Consider the following 20,034-nt stretch of genomic DNA (forward strand, 5'->3'; position numbering starts at 1 on the left):
CTGCTTGCCAGTTTTGCTCTATTCAGGAGACCGCAACCAAGGAAGAGCGCATGAGTGCCATTGGACGGGCAATTTGGTTTATTGAAAGCCATTCCGCCAGCGATATATCGCTGGACGATATCTCGGATGCCGCAGGTCTGTCGCGCTATCATCTGTCGCGCGTCTTCGGACTCGTCACCGGCCACTCGATCAGCGGCTATCTCCGCGGCCGTCGGCTGAGCACCGCCGCATTGGCCCTGATCGGCAGTTCATCGAGCATCCTCGAGGTTGCCCTCGGCGCGAGTTACGGCTCGCACGAGGCTTTCACCCGTGCCTTTCGCGACCAGTTCGGCATTACGCCCGACGCGATTCGCAAGCAGGGGCACCTCCGCAACCTCGCTTTAGTGGAGCCGATCAAAATGGACCCCGCACGCCTCAACGAACTTGAAGAACCCCGCTTCGAAACCCTGCCGCCAATGCTTTTTGCCGGACTGCAAGAGGCCTATGACTACGGCGACAATGCCGCGATTCCCTCGCTTTGGCAGAAATTCAACTCTTACTTCGGCAATATTTCCGGCCAGCGCGGCAATGTCGCCTATGGGATCTGCACACATATCGAAGGAGAAACCGAAACGTTCCGTTATATGGCAGGTGCCGAAGTCACGGATGCCGGCGACCTGCCGGAAGGATTTACGACGCTGAAAGTGCCCGCTCAGCGCTACGTTGTCTTCACCCATCGCGGTCACGTCTCCGCTATTGCGTCAACGATGCATCATATCTTCGGGACATGGTTCCCCTCCTCGGCTCTGCAGCACGGCGAGATGCCAGACATGTTCGAACGTTACGACGAGCGTTTCGATCCTGATACCGGCATGGGCATCGTGGAAATCTGGATACCGGTCAAGGAATAAAAGCCTTCCCGCTTTCGTATATTCCCCTGCGCGCTTGTTTCTTGGCGCCTTCACCTTAAATTGCGGGCGTCAGATTCTATGGCGCGAGGGAAAATAGCTTATGCAAGATATCGTCATGCTCGTTCAGGATCCGGCAGCCTGGGTGGCTCTGGTGACCCTGGTTGTCATGGAAGTCGTCCTCGGCATCGACAACCTGATCTTCATTTCCATTCTCACCAACAAGCTGCCGGTCGAGCATCGTGATAAAGCTCGTAAAGTGGGTATCAGCCTCGCCCTCATCATGCGTCTTGCATTGCTTGGTACCGTGGCCTGGATCGTCCAGCTCACCACACCTGTCTTCGAGGCTTTCGGTCATGGCTTCTCTTGGAAGGACATGATCTTGATCGCCGGCGGTCTGTTCCTCGTATGGAAGGCCACCAAGGAAATTCACCACAGTGTCGATCCGGAGGATCACGAGCAGGATTTCATCGCGAGTTCGGCGACGACGGGCTTTGCGGCGGCGATTGGCCAGATCCTGCTGCTCGACCTTGTCTTTTCGGTGGACAGCATCATCACCGCCGTCGGCATGACCCCGCACCTGCCGATCATGATCATCGCCGTCGTCGCCGCCGTCACGGTCATGCTGGTCGCCGCGACGCCGCTTGCAAATTTCATCGAGAAAAATCCGACGATCGTCATGCTGGCGCTGGCCTTCCTGCTGATGATCGGCACCACACTCATCGCCGACGGCATGGGCTTCCATGTACCGAAGGGTTATGTCTATGCCGCCATGGCCTTCTCTGCGCTCGTTGAAGTACTGAACATGTTTGCAAGAAATGCCCGAATGCGGAAGAAAGCCAGCGGGCATTGAAAAGTCTTAAAAAGGGGGGCGCGACAAACCGCGCCATTTGCGTCAGCCGGCCCCCCTCGATTTGCCTGTGATTGCCGAAACCAGCGGCTGATGGTCTGCCGTGACGCTTGGCGCGAAGCGCCCTGTCCGGAAAGATGCCGGATACGATCATTTGCGCCCGGCCAGGCGAAGGATAGGAACTTTGCGGCCTGCGTGACATTGATTGGTCCAGGAAAAGCGCAAAAGTATCATCCGGCAATCAGCCCAACTCCGGAGCGGTATGACAACCCAACAGATCCTTTCCTTCGGCGTGATCGGCCTGATGATGGCAATCTTCATCTGGGATCGGTTTCGTTACGACATTGTGGCCTGTTGTGCCCTCGTTCTTGCGGTTGCAGCCGGTCTCGTTCCCTTCGACAGGGCTTTTTCCGGCTTCGGAGACGACATCGTCATCATCGTCGGCAGCGCGCTCGTCGTCAGCACCGGGGTCGCACGCTCGGGGATCGTCGACATGGCGATCAAGCGCTTCTTTCCAAATCTCGACAAGCCGCATCTCCAACTCGCGCTGTTGCTTATCGTAGTTGCCGTGCTTTCCGCCTTCATCAAGAATATCGGCGCTTTGGCGATCATGATTCCGGTCGCCTTCCAGTTCGCGAGGAAAACCGGCAATTCACCATCGCTCTATCTGATGCCCATGAGTTTTGCTGCACTGCTCGGCGGCTTGATGACGCAGATCGGCACCTCGCCCAACATCGTCGTATCGCGATTGCGCGAGGAGATCACCGGTGCGCCCTTCACCATGTTCGACTTCACGCCTGTCGGCGCGACCCTGACCCTTGTCGGCGTCGTCTTCTTGATCTTCTTCCACTGGCTGGTGCCGGAACGGCAAAACGAGAATCCCTCGCTGGAGGAAGCGCTCGACCTCAAGACCTATTTTTCGGAGGCGACGGTTGTCGAAGGGTCGAGCTTCGACGGCAAGAAGCTGAACGAAATCCTTCAACTCGGCGACGGCGAAGTCGTGGCCACGGCGATCCTGCGCGGCCACTCCCGCATGTCACCTTTTCCCGACGTGATGCTGAAGACCGGCGATACGATATTGCTGGAAGGCGTGCCGGATGCACTCGATCGCGTGGTGACCCACGCGAAGCTGAAGCTTTCGGGAAAGCCCATCCCGGAGGCGAGGGCGGAAGGCGATCTCGTGTCGATCGAGGCCGTCATCACCGCAGAATCGATGCTGATCGGCCTTTCCGCGCGCCAGCTCTCGCTGTGGAACCGGCGGCGGGTCAACCTGCTCGCCGTCAGTCGCCAGGGTCACAAGCTCACCGAGCGGCTGAGCGAAGTGACGCTTCGCGCCGGCGACGTTCTCCTGCTTCAGGGAAGCCGCAGGAACCTGCCTGCCTTCCTGCAGGAATTTTCCTGCCTTCCGCTTGCCCAGCGTGACATCATGCTTGGCACGCCACGCCGAGGCTATGTGCCGCTTCTGATCCTCGCCGCCGCCATGGGAGTGACGGCCGCTGGCCTCACGCCGGTTTCGGTCGCCTTTTTCTGTGCAGCGCTGGCCATGGTCGTCTTTCGCGTGATCCCGCTCGTCGATGTCTACAAATCACTCGATGCGCCGATCCTGATCATGCTTGCAGCGCTGATCCCGGTATCCGATACGCTCCGCACCACGGGCGGCAGCGATCTGATTGCCGGATGGCTCGGCGATTTCGCTGCCGAGATGCCGCCGTTCGGCGCGCTGGCGTTGATGCTGGTGACCGCCATGGCAGTGACGCCGTTCCTCAACAATGCCGCAACGGTCCTCGTGATGGGACCGATCGCGGCGAGCTTCGCCGAGGCCCTTCATTACAAGCCGGAAGCCTTCCTGATGGCCGTTGCCATTGGCGCCGGCTGCGACTTCCTCACGCCAATCGGCCATCAGTGCAACACGCTGGTTTTCGGCCCCGGCGGCTACCGCTTCAGTGATTACCCTCGCCTGGGCCTGCCGCTATCCTTCATCATCATCGTGGTGAGCGTGCCCGTGCTTCTTTATGTTTGGCCTGCCCTTTGAGTGCCCGGCGCCCATTTTCCTTGACGTGCGCGGTCGAATATGGCCTTAAGGCCAGCCAAACGGACAATCGGTGGATGAATGGGGCACGACGCCCTTATCCGGCCGGTTTCCTGATCCAGTGATCTGCATTCTTCCCGCCGAACGTCGCTTTCGCAGGAAAGCCGTCCGGCATTCATTTGACGGGCACAAAAAATGACAGCTTCCGGCGTCCGCGTCCGAATCGCTCCCTCGCCGACTGGCGAGCCGCATGTCGGGACCGCTTATATCGCTCTCTTCAATTACCTTTTCGCCAAGAAGCACGGCGGCGAGTTCATTCTGCGCATCGAAGATACCGATGCTACGCGCTCGACCCCGGAATTCGAAAAGAAGGTGCTGGATGCGCTGAAATGGTGCGGCCTGAAATGGTCGGAAGGCCCCGACATCGGCGGGCCCTATGGGCCTTACCGCCAGAGCGACCGCAAGCATATCTACGGCGAGTATGTCGAAAAGATCGTTTCTGCCGGCCACGGTTTCCGCTGTTTCTGCACGCCCGAGCGTCTGGAAAAGATGCGCGAGGCGCAACGCGCAGCAAACCTGCCCCCGAAATATGACGGACGCTGCCTGAACCTGTCGGCAGAAGAGGTCACCTCGCGCATGGCGGCAGGCGAATCCACTGTCGTGCGCATGAAGATCCCGGTCGAAGGCTCCTGCAGGTTCACCGACGGGGTCTACGGCGAGGTGGAGATCCCGTGGGATGCGGTCGACATGCAGGTCCTCTTGAAGGCCGACGGCATGCCGACCTATCACATGGCAAATGTGGTTGACGACCACCTGATGAAGATCACCCATGTCGCCCGCGGCGAGGAATGGCTGGCTTCGGTTCCCAAGCACATCCTGATCTACCGGTATCTCGGCCTCGAGCCACCGGTATTCATGCACCTGTCGCTCATGCGCAATGCCGACAAGTCAAAGCTGTCGAAGCGCAAGAACCCGACCTCGATCTCCTATTACACCGCGCTCGGCTATATCCCCGAGGCGCTGATGAACTTCCTCGGCCTCTTCTTCGTCCAGATCGCTGAAGGCGAAGAGCTGATGACGATGGACGAGCTCGCGGAAAAGTTCGACCCGGAGAACCTCTCCAAGGCGGGCGCGATCTTCGATATCCAGAAGCTGGATTGGCTGAACGGCCGCTGGATCCGCGAAAAGCTTTCGCAAGAGGAGTTCCAGCACCGCGTCCTGCAATGGGCGATGGAAAACGACCGCCTGAGGGCCGGTCTTGCGCTTGCGCAGTCGCGCATCTCCAAGCTTGGCGAACTGCCGGACCTGACGGGTTTCCTGTTCAAGTCGGACCTGAACCTTGATCCATCCGCCTTTGTCAAGATCAAGTCGCCGCCGGAGGAGATTCTGGAAATCCTCAACACGGTACAGCCGGATCTCGAGAAGATCCTTGAATGGAACGTCGAGTCGATCGAAGCCGAGCTGCGCGCCGTTGCCGACCGCATGGGCAAGAAGCTGAAAGTGGTCGTCGCCCCGCTTTTCGTCGCAGTCTCCGGCTCGTCGCGCTCGCTGCCGCTCTTCGATTCCATGGCGATCCTCGGCCGCGCGGTCGTACGCCAGCGCCTGAAACTGGCGTCCCAGGCGGTCGCCTCCCTCGTCGGCCCGAAGAACTGAACCGGACGTTAGCATCATGAATGAAAAGACCGAAACAGCGACCCTTTCCTCCGACGCAACGGAAGTCCGCGCCCAGAAGCTGAAACTTTTGCGCGAACAGGTCGGCGACGTTTATCCGGCGCATTTCCACCGGACGATCACCAATGGCGAACTCGCCGCGAAATACGAGGGCCTGGATCCGGACACGGAGACAAAGGATGTCGTCACGGTCGCAGGCCGAGTCTATTCCTCGCGCAACTCCGGCATGTTCATGGACATCCATGACGCTTCGGCCAAGATCCAGATCTTCAGCCACAAGGACACGACGCCGGAAGAGGCTCGCGCCCTGCTGCCGATGATCGACATCGGCGATATCATCGGTGTGACCGGCGTGGTGCGCCGCACCAAGCGCGGCGAGCTGACGATCAACGCGCAGCAGATCACCATGCTGACCAAGTCGCTACTGCCGATGCCCGAGAAATGGCATGGCCTCTCCGACATAGAGCTGCGATACCGCAAGCGTCACCTCGACATCATGACCAACGAGGATTCGAAGCTCCGTTTCCAGCAGCGTTCGAAGATCGTCTCCGGCATCCGCCGCTTCATGGAGAACGACGGCTTCATGGAAGTCGAGACGCCGATGCTGCAGTCGGTCTACGGCGGTGCGACGGCCGAACCCTTCAAGACGCATCACAATACGTTGAAGCTCGACATGTACCTGCGCATCGCGCCGGAACTGTTCTTGAAGCGCACGCTGGTTTCGGGCCTCACCGACAAGGTCTTCGAGATCAACCGCAACTTCCGCAACGAAGGCGTCTCGACAAGGCACAATCCCGAATTCACCATGATGGAGTGCTACTGGGCCTATGCCGACTACGAGGACATGATGGACCTCGTCGAACGGATGTTCGCCGAGCTTGCCATGTCGGTCCATGGCAGCACGGAATTCACCTTCGTCGACAAGCAGATCTCCTTCAAGGGCCCGTTCCGCCGTGTCCCGATGCCTGACGCGGTCAAGGAAGCGACCGGCATCGATTTCCTGTCGATCAAGACCGACGAGGAAGCCCGCGCCGCCACCAAGGCGGCCGGTTTCGAAATCGAGAAGGACGCGACCTGGGGCGAATGCCTCGCCTTCATCTTCGAAGAGAAGGTCGAAAGCACGCTCATTCAGCCCGCGCACGTCACACATTTCCCGAAGGACATCTCCCCGTTCGCCAAGGAAGTGCCGGGCGAGCCGCGCCTTGTCGAGCGTTTCGAGACCTATTGCAACGCCTGGGAACTTGGCAACGCCTTTTCGGAACTCAACGATCCGCAAGAGCAGCGAAAGCGCATGGTCGAACAGCTGGAGCAGGCTCACGCACGCGGCGAAAAGGAAAAACAGCTGGACGAGGAATTTCTGGACGCAATCGACCAGGGCATGCCTCCCGCCGGCGGTCTCGGCATCGGCGTCGATCGCCTGATCATGCTGCTTACGAATTCCCCCTCTATTCGCGACGTCATCCTCTTCCCGGCCCGCCGCAGCAAGGCGGACTGAGCGGCGGGATGAGCAGTTTCAGAGGGTGGACGGCCAATGGTCGCCCTTCGCATGCCCGGTGATCAATGGCCGGAGGCAGGAGCAGCCTTGCCGCCTTCTGGCGCAGAAACGGCTTCGCCTTCCGGGGATGCGTCCTCTTCGCCGCCTTTTTCGTTACCCTTGCCTGCGGTTGCAGCGACAGCCGTCGGATCAATGCAATCGGAGCGTTGCTTGAACGATGCGCTCAGCGCCTGGATCTCTTCGTCCGGCAAATCGATGCGTTCGCCGAAAAACAGGCCGTTGTCGCTCGCCTGACCGTCGTAATAGCGGGCAGTGTAGGGTTTGCCTTTCAGCCCTTCGGCCAACTGGTCGGGATTCGGGATATAAACCACATCGGCGCCGATGGCCCTGCCACGGATGTCCGAACGCAGTTTGGGACCGTTTTCGTCGAGGACCACGACCTGTACCAGATCCGGCCTTTCTTGCGCGTAAACGGCTTGCGCCACGCGAAGGGCCGTCTTGACCCGTGTCAGGCCGTCCGTCGGCTCCGTCTTGATGTATTTGCGAATCCAGACGCGATCCTGCTTCTTGATGGTTACCAGGTTCACATCGGTGCAGGCGACGCCGTTGGCCTCTTCCAAGGCCTGGCCGATGAGGTTGTCCCGGCCGATATAAAGGGCAACACCGCCGGAAGCGCCTGTAAACAAGGCCATCCCGCCGATCGTGATCACCAATTTCCGGGAGGGCCGGAAGATGCGCAGTAGGGCCTTCACGCCAACTGCTCCGCCATCGAAAGAACTCCAACGCAATACATGCACGTAAAACTAGTCAAACGACGTTTCGGAATGCTTAAGTGGTCTTTCGAGAAAGATACCAATTCGGCTAAAGACCAAAAAAGGTCCACCGCCCGTTGGCTTGCCATGATCGGTTTGGGCATGCTCTAAAAATACGCATGGCCTTCACTCTTCGCCAGATCCAGTATTTCGTCGCCGTTGCCGAGCAGGGCTCGGTGACACGCGCCGCGCAGAATCTTTCGATCTCGCAATCCTCGGTCACAGAAGCGCTGAAGGAGCTGGAAAACGACCTCGGCGTCGAACTCTTCGAACGCCACCCGCGCGGCCTGACGATCACGCACAACGGCCACCAGTTCCTCCGGCACGCGACAAAAATCCTAGCCAGCGTCTCCGATGCCCGCGCCAGTTTTTCCGGCGTGCAAAGCGCTCTTTCCGGCACATTGAATATCGGTGTCACCTCGCTGGTCGCAGGCTATGTTCTATCCGATCTTCTGGCGCGATACCGCCGCGCATGTCCGGGTGTGGAGGTGAGTGCAATCGAAGACAATGGCGGCTATCTTGAGCATCTATTGGTCGGCGGTGAACTCGATGTCGCGGTCATGGTGATCTCCAACCTGCGCGACCGCATGGCCCTGCAGGCGGAGATCCTCGAAACCTCGCCCTATCGTCTCTGGCTGCCGATGGGCCACCCGTTGGTTTCTGCCGATATCATCTCGGTCGCCGATATCGCCCGCGAACCGCTGATCATGCTGACGGTCGATGAGATCGAGGAAAACACCGGCAAGCTCCTGTCGGCGCTCGGTGCCCGCCCCCATGTCGCCTTTCGCACCCGGTCGGTGGAGGCCGTTCGCAGTCTCGTTGCAACAGGCGCCGGCGTCGCGCTGCTTCCCGATCTCGTCTACCGCCCCTGGTCGCTTGAAGGCGACCGGATCGAAAGCCGCGATGTCTCCGGTTCGTTGCCGGTCGTCCAGGTCGGCATGGTCTGGCGCAAGGGTTCGAGCCTGCCGCAGGCAGCGCGAGATTTCGTCGGTATTGCCGAAGCTATGCGATCGGGCCGGGCGCGATGACGGTATCGGAATTTCCGATATCGGCTTTCTGATAAATGAATTTGCGAAACCGGAGTTTTCAGCGCAGCTTTCACCTGGGAACAATATGCCGCAGCAAGCGGCACAAACCGGGAGACAGACGATGAAGCACCTTCTGAAATCGTGCACTGCTGCCCTCGCAAGCTTGAGCTTCGTGACGCAGGTTGCTGCTGGCGAACCGTTGAAGGCCTTGGACAAGGGCGAGGGTGCAGTCAGCATCGTCGCCTGGGCCGGCTATATCGAGCGCGGCGAAACCGACAAGAATTACGACTGGGTTACCGATTTTGAAAAAAAGACCGGCTGCAAGGTATCCGTAAAGACCGCGGCGACCTCGGATGAAATGGTGGCGCTGATGAACGAAGGCGGCTTCGACCTCGTCACCGCTTCGGGCGATGCTTCGCTGCGCCTGGTTGCGGGCAAGCGCGTGCAGCCGATCAATACCGATCTCATTCCAAGCTTCAAGAACCTCGACGAACGCTTGCAGAGCGCCCCGTGGCATACGGTCGGCGGCGTCCACTATGGCGTGCCCTACCTGTGGGGGCCGAACGTTCTGATGTACAATACCGATGCCTTCAAGGATAATGCCCCGACCAGCTGGAAGGTTGTGTTCGAGGAAGAAACGCTGCCCGATGGCAAGTCCAACAAGGGCCGCGTCCAGGCCTATGACGGGCCGATCTACGTCGCCGATGCTGCCATGTATCTGATGGCCCACAAGCCCGATCTCGGCATCAAGGATCCCTACGAACTCAACGAAGATCAGTATAAGGCAGCTCTCGACCTGCTGCGCGGCCAGCGCAAGCTCGTCTCCCGCTACTGGCATGACGCGATGATTCAGATCGACGACTTCAAGAACGAAGGGGTCGTCGCATCCGGTTCCTGGCCGTTCCAGGTGAACCTGATGCAGGCCGACAAGCAGAAGATCGCCTCGACCTTCCCCGAGGAAGGCGTGACCGGCTGGGCCGACACGACGATGCTTCATGTCGACAGCGAGCATCCGAACTGCGCCTATATGTGGATGGAGCACTCGCTGTCTGCCAAGGTCCAGGGTGATGCCGCCGCCTGGTTCGGCGCGGTTCCCTCCGTTCCGGCCGCATGCAAGGGCAACGAACTGCTGACCGATACCGGCTGCACGACCAACGGTTTCGATCACTTCGACAAGATCAAATTCTGGAAGACGCCTGTTGCAAAGTGCGCGACGCAGAGTGAGTGCGTGCCCTATCACCGCTGGGTGTCGGACTATATCGGCGTTATCGGCGGGCGATAGTCCTCACCCAGGCACAATGATTGCCCCCGACCCTCTCCCTCACGCAGGGAGAGGCAACATGCCTCAAGACCTCTCGCCGCCAAAACGCCCCGAGGGGCGATAGCATCGCCGCGTGTTCCCATCGCCGCGTTGCCGGGAGAAGCTATCCGGCAGGCAGGACGAGGGGCATCAGGTATAACTTGGAGACCCCAATGACCCCCGCCGTCCGTTTCCAGCAGGTTTCGCGCCATTTCGGCCAGGTTCGCGCCGTCGACGGCGTCGATCTCGAAATCGCACCGGGCGAGTTCTTCGCTATGCTCGGTCCGTCGGGTTCCGGAAAGACGACCTGCCTGCGCCTGATCGCCGGCTTCGAACAGCCGACGGAGGGGCATATCGAGATTTTCGGAGAAACGGCAGACGGTGTCCCGCCCTACCGCCGCAACGTCAACACCGTCTTCCAGGACTATGCGCTCTTCCCGCATCTCAATATCCTCGAAAACGTCGGCTACGGGCTGATGGTCAAGGGCATCGGCAAGGTAGAGCGCACCAAGGCCGTCGAACAGGCGCTGGAAATGGTGAAACTTCCAGGCTACGGCGCCCGCCGGCCAGGCCAGCTCTCCGGCGGCCAGCGACAGCGCGTGGCGCTTGCCCGCGCGCTGGTCAACAAGCCGAAGGTCCTGCTGCTCGACGAGCCGCTTGGCGCGCTTGATCTGAAGCTGCGCGAGCAGATGCAGGAAGAATTGAAGAGCCTTCAGCGCGCGCTCGGCATCACCTTCGTCTTTGTCACCCACGATCAGGGCGAGGCGCTCTCCATGGCAGACCGCCTCGCCGTCTTCAACAACGGCCGCATCGTTCAGGAAGGTTCGCCGCAGGATATCTACCGCCGTCCGAAGACCCGCTTCGTCGCCGATTTCGTTGGTTCCTCCAATGTCATCGCGCCTGATGTAATGACGTCGCTCGGCGGTGAAAGGCGCTGGGCAAGCCTGCGCCCCGAAGCGATCCATCTTTCCGGCGACGGCATGGAGGCAGCGGTCGAAAATACCAGTTTCCTTGGTGCCGCCTATCGCCTGACGGTCGGCATGTGGGGAACACGCCTGCATGTCACATTACCGGCAGGTGCCAATGTGCCGGATATCGGCGCCAGCGTGCGTCTCGCATGGCAGCCGGCCGACGTGCATTACATGGATGATGCAGCATGACATCGCTCGCCCTGACGAAGCCTGGCGTTACGACCTCCATCTTGCCCGGCCGCGGTGGCTTCTTCGGTAGATTGTCGGATGCCTTCTGGCGCCACCCAAAGCTACTGCTTTTCTTGATGCTGACGCCGCCGCTGCTCTGGCTCGGCATCATCTATATCGGCTCGCTGATCGCGCTGCTGCTGCAGAGTTTCTTCTCGATCGACGATTTCTCCGGCTTGATCAACTATGAGTTCACGCTCGCGACCTACGCGGAGCTTCTCAATCCAACCAATTTTGACATCATCGTCCGTACCCTTGCCATGGCGCTCATGGTGACGATCGCATCCGCCGTCATCGCCTTCCCAATCGCCTACTACGCCGCGCGCTATGCGCAGGGAAAGTGGAAGGCGTTTTTCTATCTCGGCGTCATGCTGCCGCTCTGGTCGAGCTATCTCGTCAAGATTTACGCCTGGAAGCTGATCCTCGCCAAGGAAGGCATCCTCACCTGGATTTTCGCCAAGCTGCATCTCTCATGGCTGCTCGACGGCATTCTCACGCTGCCGATCGTCGGCGGCAATTCGCTTTCGGTGAGCTATCTCGGCACCTTCGTCGTTTTCGTCTATATCTGGCTGCCCTACATGATCCTGCCGACGCAGGCTGCTCTCGAGCGCGTGCCTGCAAACCTGATCGAGGCCGCCTCCGATCTCGGCGCCACGCCAGGCCAGACCTTCCGCACAGTGCTGTTCCCGCTATCGCTGCCCGGCATCGTTGCCGGCTCCATCTTCACTTTCTCGCTGACCCTCGGCGATTACATTATACCGCAGATCATCGGTTCTTCCCGCCTCTTCATCGGCCAGGCGGTCTATGCGCAGCAGGGCACCGCCGGTAACGTGCCGCTCGCCGCCGCCTTCTCCGTCGTGCCGATCGTCATCATGGCCATCTATCTCTGGCTTGCAAAAAAACAGGGGGCTTTCGATGCGCTCTGACCGCCGACACCGCTCCCCTTTTGCCCTGAAGATCGCAGCCGCGAGCGGCCTGCTTTTCCTGCATCTGCCGATCCTGCTGATCTTCGTCTATGCCTTCACTACCGAGGAGAAGAGCTACCAGTGGCCGCCGCCGGGCCTGACGACGCAGTGGTTCGACGTAGCCTGGAACCGGCCCGATGTCTGGGCAGCCCTTAGCCTTTCTGTGCAAGTCGCCAGCATCGCCACCGCTATCGCCCTGGTGCTCGGCACGCTTTGTGCTGCCGCCGTCAGCCAGACGAAATTCTTCGGCCGCGAGGTCATCTCTTTGCTCGTCATTCTGCCGATCGCCCTTCCCGGTATCATTACCGGCATTGCGCTACGATCGGCCTTCAGCCTGTTCGACATCCCGTTCTCGGTCTGGACGATCGTGCTTGGTCACGCCACCTTCTGCATCGTGGTCGTCTACAACAATGCAGTCGCCCGCTTCCGCCGCACCTCCGGCTCATTGATCGAAGCTTCGATGGACCTCGGCGCCGACGGCTTCCAGACTTTCCGGCACGTCATCCTGCCGAATATCGGCACCGCACTGCTTGCCGGCGGCATGCTTGCCTTTGCCCTCTCATTCGACGAAGTCATCGTCACCACCTTCACCGGCGGCCAGCAGTCGACGCTGCCGATCTGGATGCTCGAAGAGCTCATCCGCCCGCGCCAGCGCCCTGTCACCAACGTGGTCGCCATGGCCGTCGTGCTCGTCACCTTCCTGCCGATCCTGGCAGCCTACTACCTCACCCGCGACGGCGATCAAATCGCCGGAGCCGGCAAATAAAAGGGAAGAACATCATGGACACCCAGATGCTGATTGGATCCCGCTTCGAAATGGGCACGGAAACGGAAGAGCACATCCTGAACCCGAAGACGGGTGAGACCGTGCTCAATCTGCCGGAAGCTTCCTTCGGCCAGATCGATGCCGCTGTGGAAGCCGCCGGGAAGGCTTTCAAGAGCTGGTCGCAGACGACACCCGCCGAACGCTCCGGTTATCTGCTGAAGATCGCCGATGCCATAGAGAAGGACGGGCAGGCCTTTGCCAGGCTCGAGGCACTGAACTGCGGCAAGCCGATCAACGCCGTGCTCAACGACGAGATCCCGGCGATCGTCGATTGCTACCGTTTCTTCGCGGGCGCTGTGCGCAACCTGCACGGTCCGGTCTCTGGCGAATACCTGCCAGGTCACACCTCGATGATCCGCCGCGACGCGATCGGCATCGTCGGCTCGATCGCGCCCTGGAATTATCCTCTGATGATGATGGCCTGGAAGCTGGCACCGGCGATCGCCGGCGGCAACACCGTCGTCTTCAAGCCTTCCGAACAGACACCGCTAACGGCTCTGAAGATGGCGAAACTGCTCGCCGACATCCTGCCAGAAGGCGTCGTCAACGTCATCCTCGGTCGCGGAGAAACCGTCGGCAATGCGCTGATCAACCACCCGAACATCGGCATGGTCTCGATCACCGGCGATGTCGCGACCGGCAAGAAGGTGCTGCAGGCGGCTGCCAAGTCCGTAAAGCGCACGCATCTGGAGCTTGGCGGCAAGGCCCCCGTCATCGTCTTCGAGGACGCCGATATCGATGCGGTCGTCGCAGGCATCCGCACCTTCGGTTACTACAACGCCGGCCAGGACTGCACTGCCGCCTGCCGTATCTATGCTGACGCCAAGGTTTATGACAGGTTCGTCGCCGATCTCTCCTCTGCGGTTTCCTCGATTAAGTTCAACCTGGACGAGGACACTGAAAACGAGATCGGTCCGCTGATCTCCAAGCGCCAGCGCGACCGCGTCGAAAGCTTTGTCACCCGTGCTGCCGAACACAAGCACATGGAAATTACCGCCGGCGGCAAGGCCTCAGGCGACAAGGGCTTCTTCTTCACGCCCACCGTCATCGCCGGTGCCACGCAGGATGACGAGATCGTCCGCCGCGAGGTCTTCGGCCCGGTCGTCTCCGTGACGCGCTTTAGCGAGGTCGAGGATGCCGTCGCTTGGGCAAACGACAGCGACTATGGCCTTGCCTCCTCCGTCTGGACCAAGGACATCAGCCGTGGCATGAAGACGGCCGCGCGCCTGCAATATGGCTGCACTTGGATCAACACGCATTTCATGCTGGTCAACGAAATGCCGCATGGCGGTCTCAAGCAATCCGGCTACGGCAAGGATATGTCGGTCTATGCGCTGGAGGATTACACCGCCGTCCGTCACGTGATGATCAACCATGGTTGAGTAATTCCGACCAGGATCAGGTTGTGGTGAAGAACCGTCGCAGGGTCTGCGGCGGAACAATTTGGTCTTTCCTGCGTCCTCTTCTGTATCCAACGCAGAGGAAACATCCATGCTCAAATGGGCTCTCATATTTCTCGTCATTTCACTGGTTGCCGGCTTCTTCGGTTTTTCCGGCATCTCAGCCGCCACCGCAACGATTGCGCGTGTCCTCTTCGGCATCGCCCTCGTCATCTTCCTGATCTTCCTGATCCTGGCGCTGATCGCTGGCCAAGCGGTTCTTTAAGAGCCGCTTGTCTTGCCTAGAGCAGGCTCGCCCCGACATTGATCGCGAGTGCCAGGATGGTCGTATTGAAGAGAAACGACAGCACCGCATGAAGCAGCGCGATCTTTCGCATCTGCATGGTGGAGACGGCAATATCGGCCGTCTGCGCGGCCACGCCGATCGTGAATGAGAAATAGAGGAAATCCCAATAGACAGGCTCTTCGATCCTGTCTGGGAAAATCAGGCCTTCACCCTTGTCAGGTCCACCGTAAAATCGATGAGCGTAGTGGATTGTGAAGAGCGTGTGGAGGAAAACCCAGGAAACCAGGATCGTGACCACTGCCGCGCAGGCTCTGGCGAAGGCGACATCAGGCGGCGCTTCTTTCACGGAATGCAGCTCGAGCCCAATGCCGGCAATGCTTGCAAGTGCCGCTGCGATCGACAGGAAGAGTACGAAGTTGTCGGAAAAATCCAGATCTTCGGCTCGCTTGCGGATATCGGCAACCGTTGCGCAAAGCATCCTTCGCCAACTGATACATGCAAACACGATGGCCGTCACGTTCCAGCCGATCAGCACGTTGCTGGCGTTTACATCCCGGGAGGTGAGAAGCAGGAAAACCACCAAGCCTGCGAGGAAAGCAATGATGATGCTCAGATGCCGGACGATATAGATCATAATCGAACTGCGCTGATCGTCGTCCGCCATGTCGTTCCTCAGGCTTCTTTCAGGCTTTATGCCATTGATATCAGCACGAAAAAGGCGCGGCCGCCATTGGCAACCGCGCCTTTCCAGCCCTTTTCTATGAAGGTGTCAGGCAGCAGCGAGCTGCAACTCCTTCTGGACCATCGAGCGAAGCGCCGTCAGGTCCTTGGCGAAGGCGCGAATGCCTTCGGCAAGTTTTTCGGTTGCCATCGCATCTTCGTTCATCATCCAGCGGAACGTCTTCTCGTCGATCTCGATCCTCGGCTCGGCCTTCTTCGTGTCCGGCGAGAGCTTGCGAACCAGTGTGCCCTGATCATTGGCGAGTTCGTCGAGCAGCGCCGGACTGATGGTCAGGCGGTCGCAACCGGCCAGTGCTTCGATTTCACCAGCGTTGCGGAACGAGGCGCCCATGACGATCGTCTTGATGTCATGGGCCTTGTAGTAATCGTAGATCTCACGGACAGACTGAACGCCTGGATCCTCTTCCGCAGTATAATCCTTGCCGGTCGACTTCTTGTACCAGTCGAGGATGCGGCCGACGAAGGGCGAGATCAGAAAAGCCTTCGCATCGGCGCAGGCTATGGCCTGGGCCTTGGAAAAGAGAAGCGTCAGGTTGCAGTCGATGCCCTCTTTCTGCAGCACTTCGGCAGCGCGGATGCCTTCCCAGGTCGAGGCGAGCTTGATCAGAATGCGGTCGCGTTCGATGCCGCGCTCCTTGTAGGAAGCGATGATCCCGTGCGCTTTGGCGATCGATGCTTCAGTGTCGAAAGAAAGGTCAGCATCGACTTCAGTCGATACGCGCCCCGGCACGAGCTTCGACAACGCGGCGCCAACGGAGATCGCAAGACGATCTGCGACGGCGGCGGCAACTGCATCGCTGTTTCCGCCCTGCTTCTTGCCCCAGGAGACGGCTTCCTTGATTGCATCGGCAAACATCGGCGTTCCGAGTGCCTTCAGAACGATGGTCGGATTGGTCGTGCAATCCACCGGCTTCAGGCGGGCGACAGCCTCGATATCGCCAGTGTCGGCGACGACCGTGGTCATGTCGCGGAGTTGGTCAAGCTTGGATGTCATGGTCAAATTCCCTTGTGAACTCGAACTGTTAACTTGAGCTGCGGACCGGCGCGAGCTCTGCCCGGCGATGAAGTAGTTACAGACAGATGACTTTGCTGCAGGAGCGAAACCGCGTGCCTTCTCAAGTGCCCGCGTGTCCTCCTCGGACAAACGACTGTGTCGGGATGACTATCGCCACTGCGAAAAGCGAAAGTCAAGGACATTTGTGCATTTCAATTGACATAAGTGTCACGCCCGTCATTATCGCCTGGAACAAGGAAATTTTGCCCTGCTTTTCCGCTTCCGGATGCAAGTAGGGTGAAACTCGAGCAGGAGAAGATGTGGTCAAGCTGAAACGCGGCACGCACACGGCTTACTCAGAAGCCTCGTCGCTGAGGCTGCGCGCCGCGTGGCTCTACTACAATCAGGGCCTGACGCAGAAGGACGTCGCCGAGCAGCTCGCCATAAGCCGCACGACGGTCATCCGCTTGCTCGACGAGGCGATGAAGCGCAGCGAGGTGCAGATCTGGATCAACGATTCGATCGGGGACTGCGTCGAGCTTTCCGTGAAGCTGGAGCGCGCCTACGGGCTCGACGAGGCAATCGTTGTCCCCGCTCCCGTCAGTTCCGACGTCGATAGTCTTGCAAAGAGCGTTGGGCTGGCGCTCGGGCAGTTCCTGTCCGAGGCGATCCCGGACGAGTATACGATCGGCGTCGGCTGGGGCCGCACGATGACGGCTTCGCTTTCGAGCTTCAGGCCGCCCCGCCGCACCAATTGCAAGGTCGTCTCGCTGCTTGGCGGCATCGTCGCGGTGCACCAGACCAACCCCATCGACTATACGTGGCGGCTGGCCAGTCAACTTGGCGCCGAGTGCTACATGTTCCTCTCGCCGCTGCTCGTGGATTCGGTCGAGACAAAGCGCAATCTGATCGAGAAATGCGGACTGGACACGATCTATCGGCTGGCGGAAGACCTTGACCTTGCGATCGTCAGCTGCGGCGACATTGGCCCGCATTCGACATCGCTGTCGGAAGGCTGGATATCCAAGGCGGAATTGCAGCAGCTGATCGATGCCGGCTGCGTCTGCGACACGATGTTCAATTTTCTGGACAAGGACGGCAATACCGTCGATCACTCCATCAACAGCCGGGTGATGTCGGTCGATCTGGACACGCTGAAGAAGGCGCGCCACATCGTGCTCTCTTCAGGTGGGGCACACCGCGCCGTCGCCATCCGTGCCACCATCCGGCGCATCGGCTGCAATACGCTGATCACCGACGAGAGCGCGGCAAAGGCGCTGCTCGAACTGGCCGAAACTCATGCCTGACCGGCTTCCCACCCCAATATAGCCCGTTTGCGGGTGAGACCCCAATGGTAACCCGTCAAGTCGCCATTCTTCCCGAGCGCACGATGACATGGCACAACGAAGGAGATCGGATTGCGTCCAATCGCAGCACCGACTGCACGCGATGCCGTAGGCTGGCCGATATCTTTGGCAATGTCGGAATAGGTCATCGCTTTGCCAATCGGAATCTTCAAGAGACTCTCCCAGACGCGGACCTGAAAATCCGTGCCGATGAGCACGACGCGCAACGGCTGGTCTACTGACCAGTTTCCGGGCTCGAAAATGCGCGTTGCATAAGGCGTGGTTGCCTGCCGATCTTCGACAAATTGGGCATTCGGCCAGCGGCAGCTCATGTCTTCGAAACAGGCGGCCTCGTCGCCGAGATCGCTGAAAGCAAGGCCTGCAAGGCCGCGATCGGTAGTCATGACCAGCGCGACGCCGAAGGGTGACTGGTGGAAGCCGTAGCGGATCGTCAGGCCGCCGCCCTTTGCCTTCCATTCACCGGGCGACATGGCCTCATGGGTGACGAAGAGATCGTGAAGACGGCTTGGACCGGAAAGACCCACCTCGATCGACGTTTCAAGCAGCGGCATGTCTTCCTTGCGCAGCAACCGCTTGGCATGATCGAGCGTGACTGCCTGGAGAAAGGCCTTGGGCGAAAGCCCCGCCCAGCGGGTAAACGTCTTCTGGAGCTGCGTCGGCGACTGGTTGAGCCGCGCGGCTATCGCCTCCAGCGACGGCTGGGCGCGATAGTCTTCCGTGATAAGTTCGATGACCTGACGGACGGTCTCGTAATCCGGACTCTCGGCCATAGTGTCTCTGTTCAGATGGGCGATCATATTCATCATTCTTCTCCTTGTAACAAGGAGATAGTCAAGAAGGGGACCGCAAGCCACCCGTTTCTTGCGCAACGTTCAAAGCCGTTGCTTGACTGTCGCAAGCGCTCCTTTGAATGCCTTGGCAAAGCTTTCGCGATCATCCGGATTGAGGAAGGAGCCGATATCCGTCCGCCGGCCTTCACCAAAAACATGCATGGATAGAATGCCGATTTCCTGATGGCGGCAAACGAGGAAACGTGCCCAGAATGGATTGAAGTGATGCTCCACCATGCGTCCGGATGGCGTAAACTTTCGGATCGCGACATCGGTGCGCGAAACAGTCACCTCCTCGCGCGCCCTGCCGGAGCGGTAGTTGAGCCAGAAGGCACCGTACAGCAACGCGAAATCCAGCCCGAGGAAGAAGCCGATCGGCCAAGCGCCGGTAACGACGAAGAAGATCCCATAGATGAAACAGAGCGTACCGGAAATCAAAAGCAGCACCCTGAAGCCCTTGCGGCCGAGCGACCGGTAAGGGAAAAGTTCGGCTGCAAAAACAGGCTGTTCGTTCGCCCGCCCGGCGTTGCTTTCCGTCATGGCTGATGAGTATAGATTGTCGATGCCCGATCCGAAACTCAAATCCGTCCGCAAAACCTTGCAAAACTCCAAAGCGAACGCCCGCCGCAGGGCTGTTCCGGTGCGCACTGCGTATTCGCAAGCCGAGCGCGAGGAGATATTCCGCCGCTTTTCGATCCAGCGGCCGGAACCCAGAGGCGAACTGGCACACACCAATCCATTCACGCTCGTCGTTGCCGTGGCACTTTCCGCCCAGGCGACGGATGCCGGTGTCAACAAGGCGACGCGGGCGCTTTTCAAGGTTGCAGACACGCCGCAAAAGATGCTGGCGCTCGGCGAGGAACGGCTGCGCGACTACATCAGGACGATCGGCCTTTACCGCAACAAGGCGAAGAACGTCATGGCGCTCTCGCAAATGCTGGTCGATGAATTCGGCGGCGAGGTTCCGAACAAGCGGGAGGAACTCGTTCGCTTGCCAGGCGTCGGCCGCAAGACAGCGAACGTGGTTCTATCGATGGCCTTCGGCCAGGCGACGATGGCGGTGGACACGCACATATTCCGCATCGCCAATCGCATCAAGCTGGCACCGGGAAAGACACCGGACGAGGTCGAGGACCGCCTGATGAAGGTGATCCCCGGTCACTACCTTTATCATGCCCACCATTGGCTGATCCTGCACGGCCGCTACACGTGCAAGGCGCGCCGCCCGGAATGCGAGCGCTGCGTGATTGCCGATCTCTGCAAATCGCCGGAAAAGAGCTGCGACGTACCGGCGCCGCTGGTCGAGCTACCGCCGCAGGTGATCGGCGAGGCCGTCGAATAGCCGACGATCGGC

Annotated in this window: 19 protein-coding genes; 14 read left to right on the forward strand and 5 right to left on the reverse strand. The window is 59.6% G+C overall.

The features are described 5' to 3' along the window. Positions 1-50: 50 nt before the first annotated feature. The 5 genes from AM571_RS17785 (at position 51) to lysS (ending at position 6,932) form a co-directional block, all read left to right on the forward strand. On the forward strand, positions 51-890 hold the full coding sequence (locus AM571_RS17785) for a GyrI-like domain-containing protein (protein WP_074062543.1): 840 nt from the start codon (positions 51-53) through the stop codon (positions 888-890). A gap of 100 nt (positions 891-990) precedes the next feature. Beyond that, positions 991-1,740, forward strand: a complete 750-nt coding sequence (locus AM571_RS17790) for a TerC family protein (protein ID WP_074062544.1) — start codon at positions 991-993, stop codon at positions 1,738-1,740. Between the two features lie 259 nt (positions 1,741-1,999). Then, entirely contained in the window at positions 2,000-3,769 is a 1,770-nt protein-coding gene (locus tag AM571_RS17795; protein ID WP_074062545.1) for an SLC13 family permease, read from the forward strand. Positions 3,770-3,961: 192 nt separating this feature from the next. Further along, positions 3,962-5,419 (forward strand): glutamate--tRNA ligase, encoded by a 1,458-nt coding sequence (gene gltX, locus AM571_RS17800; RefSeq protein WP_074062546.1) that lies wholly within the window; start codon positions 3,962-3,964, stop codon positions 5,417-5,419. 16 nt (positions 5,420-5,435) lie between these two features. Then, positions 5,436-6,932 carry a lysine--tRNA ligase gene (gene lysS / locus AM571_RS17805; protein ID WP_074062547.1) on the forward strand — a complete coding sequence of 499 codons (1,497 nt, stop codon included), beginning with the start codon at positions 5,436-5,438 and terminating at the stop codon, positions 6,930-6,932. Between the two features lie 62 nt (positions 6,933-6,994). Here lysS and AM571_RS17810 read toward each other — a convergent pair whose 3' ends face one another. After that, the gene (locus AM571_RS17810) at positions 6,995-7,684 is read right to left on the reverse strand and encodes a hypothetical protein (RefSeq protein ID WP_074062548.1); all 690 of its coding nucleotides are present in this window, start codon (positions 7,682-7,684) and stop codon (positions 6,995-6,997) included. Between the two features lie 179 nt (positions 7,685-7,863). On the opposite strand from AM571_RS17810, the gene AM571_RS17815 reads away from it, so the two are divergent. The 7 genes from AM571_RS17815 to AM571_RS17845 all read left to right on the forward strand — a co-directional run bounded on the left by AM571_RS17815 (position 7,864) and on the right by AM571_RS17845 (position 14,727). Next, entirely contained in the window at positions 7,864-8,772 is a 909-nt protein-coding gene (locus tag AM571_RS17815) for a LysR family transcriptional regulator (RefSeq protein ID WP_074062549.1), read from the forward strand. Positions 8,773-8,893: 121 nt separating this feature from the next. Next, positions 8,894-10,054, forward strand: a complete 1,161-nt coding sequence (locus AM571_RS17820; protein WP_074063334.1) for an ABC transporter substrate-binding protein — start codon at positions 8,894-8,896, stop codon at positions 10,052-10,054. 191 nt (positions 10,055-10,245) lie between these two features. Continuing rightward, a complete protein-coding gene (locus tag AM571_RS17825) occupies positions 10,246-11,232 on the forward strand; it encodes an ABC transporter ATP-binding protein (protein WP_074062550.1) in 987 nt (328 codons plus the stop codon). Continuing rightward, the gene (locus AM571_RS17830) at positions 11,229-12,197 is read left to right on the forward strand and encodes an ABC transporter permease (RefSeq protein ID WP_074062551.1); all 969 of its coding nucleotides are present in this window, start codon (positions 11,229-11,231) and stop codon (positions 12,195-12,197) included. Before AM571_RS17825 ends, AM571_RS17830 begins: the two co-directional genes overlap by 4 nt. Beyond that, a complete protein-coding gene (locus AM571_RS17835; RefSeq protein WP_074062552.1) occupies positions 12,187-13,002 on the forward strand; it encodes an ABC transporter permease in 816 nt (271 codons plus the stop codon). Before AM571_RS17830 ends, AM571_RS17835 begins: the two co-directional genes overlap by 11 nt. A 14-nt stretch (positions 13,003-13,016) precedes the next feature. Continuing rightward, positions 13,017-14,444: a gamma-aminobutyraldehyde dehydrogenase gene (locus AM571_RS17840; RefSeq protein ID WP_074062553.1), complete on the forward strand. Its 1,428-nt coding sequence runs from the start codon at positions 13,017-13,019 to the stop codon at positions 14,442-14,444. A gap of 109 nt (positions 14,445-14,553) precedes the next feature. Beyond that, on the forward strand, positions 14,554-14,727 hold the full coding sequence (locus tag AM571_RS17845; RefSeq protein ID WP_022715956.1) for a DUF1328 domain-containing protein: 174 nt from the start codon (positions 14,554-14,556) through the stop codon (positions 14,725-14,727). A gap of 16 nt (positions 14,728-14,743) precedes the next feature. On the opposite strand, the gene AM571_RS17850 is transcribed toward AM571_RS17845, so the two are convergent. Both AM571_RS17850 and tal read right to left on the reverse strand, forming a co-directional pair. Next, on the reverse strand, positions 14,744-15,412 hold the full coding sequence (locus tag AM571_RS17850) for a DUF1345 domain-containing protein (RefSeq protein ID WP_074062554.1): 669 nt from the start codon (positions 15,410-15,412) through the stop codon (positions 14,744-14,746). A gap of 105 nt (positions 15,413-15,517) precedes the next feature. Next, positions 15,518-16,483 (reverse strand): transaldolase, encoded by a 966-nt coding sequence (gene tal / locus AM571_RS17855; protein ID WP_074062555.1) that lies wholly within the window; start codon positions 16,481-16,483, stop codon positions 15,518-15,520. Positions 16,484-16,803: 320 nt separating this feature from the next. Here tal and AM571_RS17860 point away from each other — a divergent pair, with 320 nt between their 5' ends. Beyond that, positions 16,804-17,790 (forward strand): sugar-binding transcriptional regulator, encoded by a 987-nt coding sequence (locus tag AM571_RS17860; RefSeq protein WP_074062556.1) that lies wholly within the window; start codon positions 16,804-16,806, stop codon positions 17,788-17,790. Here AM571_RS17860 and AM571_RS36370 read toward each other — a convergent pair. Beyond that, positions 17,781-18,653 carry a methylated-DNA--[protein]-cysteine S-methyltransferase gene (locus AM571_RS36370; RefSeq protein WP_132552536.1) on the reverse strand — a complete coding sequence of 291 codons (873 nt, stop codon included), beginning with the start codon at positions 18,651-18,653 and terminating at the stop codon, positions 17,781-17,783. The two genes, AM571_RS17860 and AM571_RS36370, sit on opposite strands and share 10 nt — an antisense overlap. A 69-nt stretch (positions 18,654-18,722) precedes the next feature. Next, on the reverse strand, positions 18,723-19,220 hold the full coding sequence (locus AM571_RS36375; protein WP_132661384.1) for a DUF2244 domain-containing protein: 498 nt from the start codon (positions 19,218-19,220) through the stop codon (positions 18,723-18,725). Here AM571_RS36375 and nth point away from each other — a divergent pair. Next, the gene (nth, locus tag AM571_RS17870; protein ID WP_196776293.1) at positions 19,219-20,022 is read left to right on the forward strand and encodes an endonuclease III; all 804 of its coding nucleotides are present in this window, start codon (positions 19,219-19,221) and stop codon (positions 20,020-20,022) included. The genes AM571_RS36375 and nth overlap by 2 nt on opposite strands. The last annotated feature ends 12 nt before the right edge of the window (positions 20,023-20,034 follow it).

This window comes from Rhizobium etli 8C-3 (assembly GCF_001908375.1).
Taxonomy (GTDB): Bacteria; Pseudomonadota; Alphaproteobacteria; order Rhizobiales; family Rhizobiaceae; genus Rhizobium; species Rhizobium etli_B.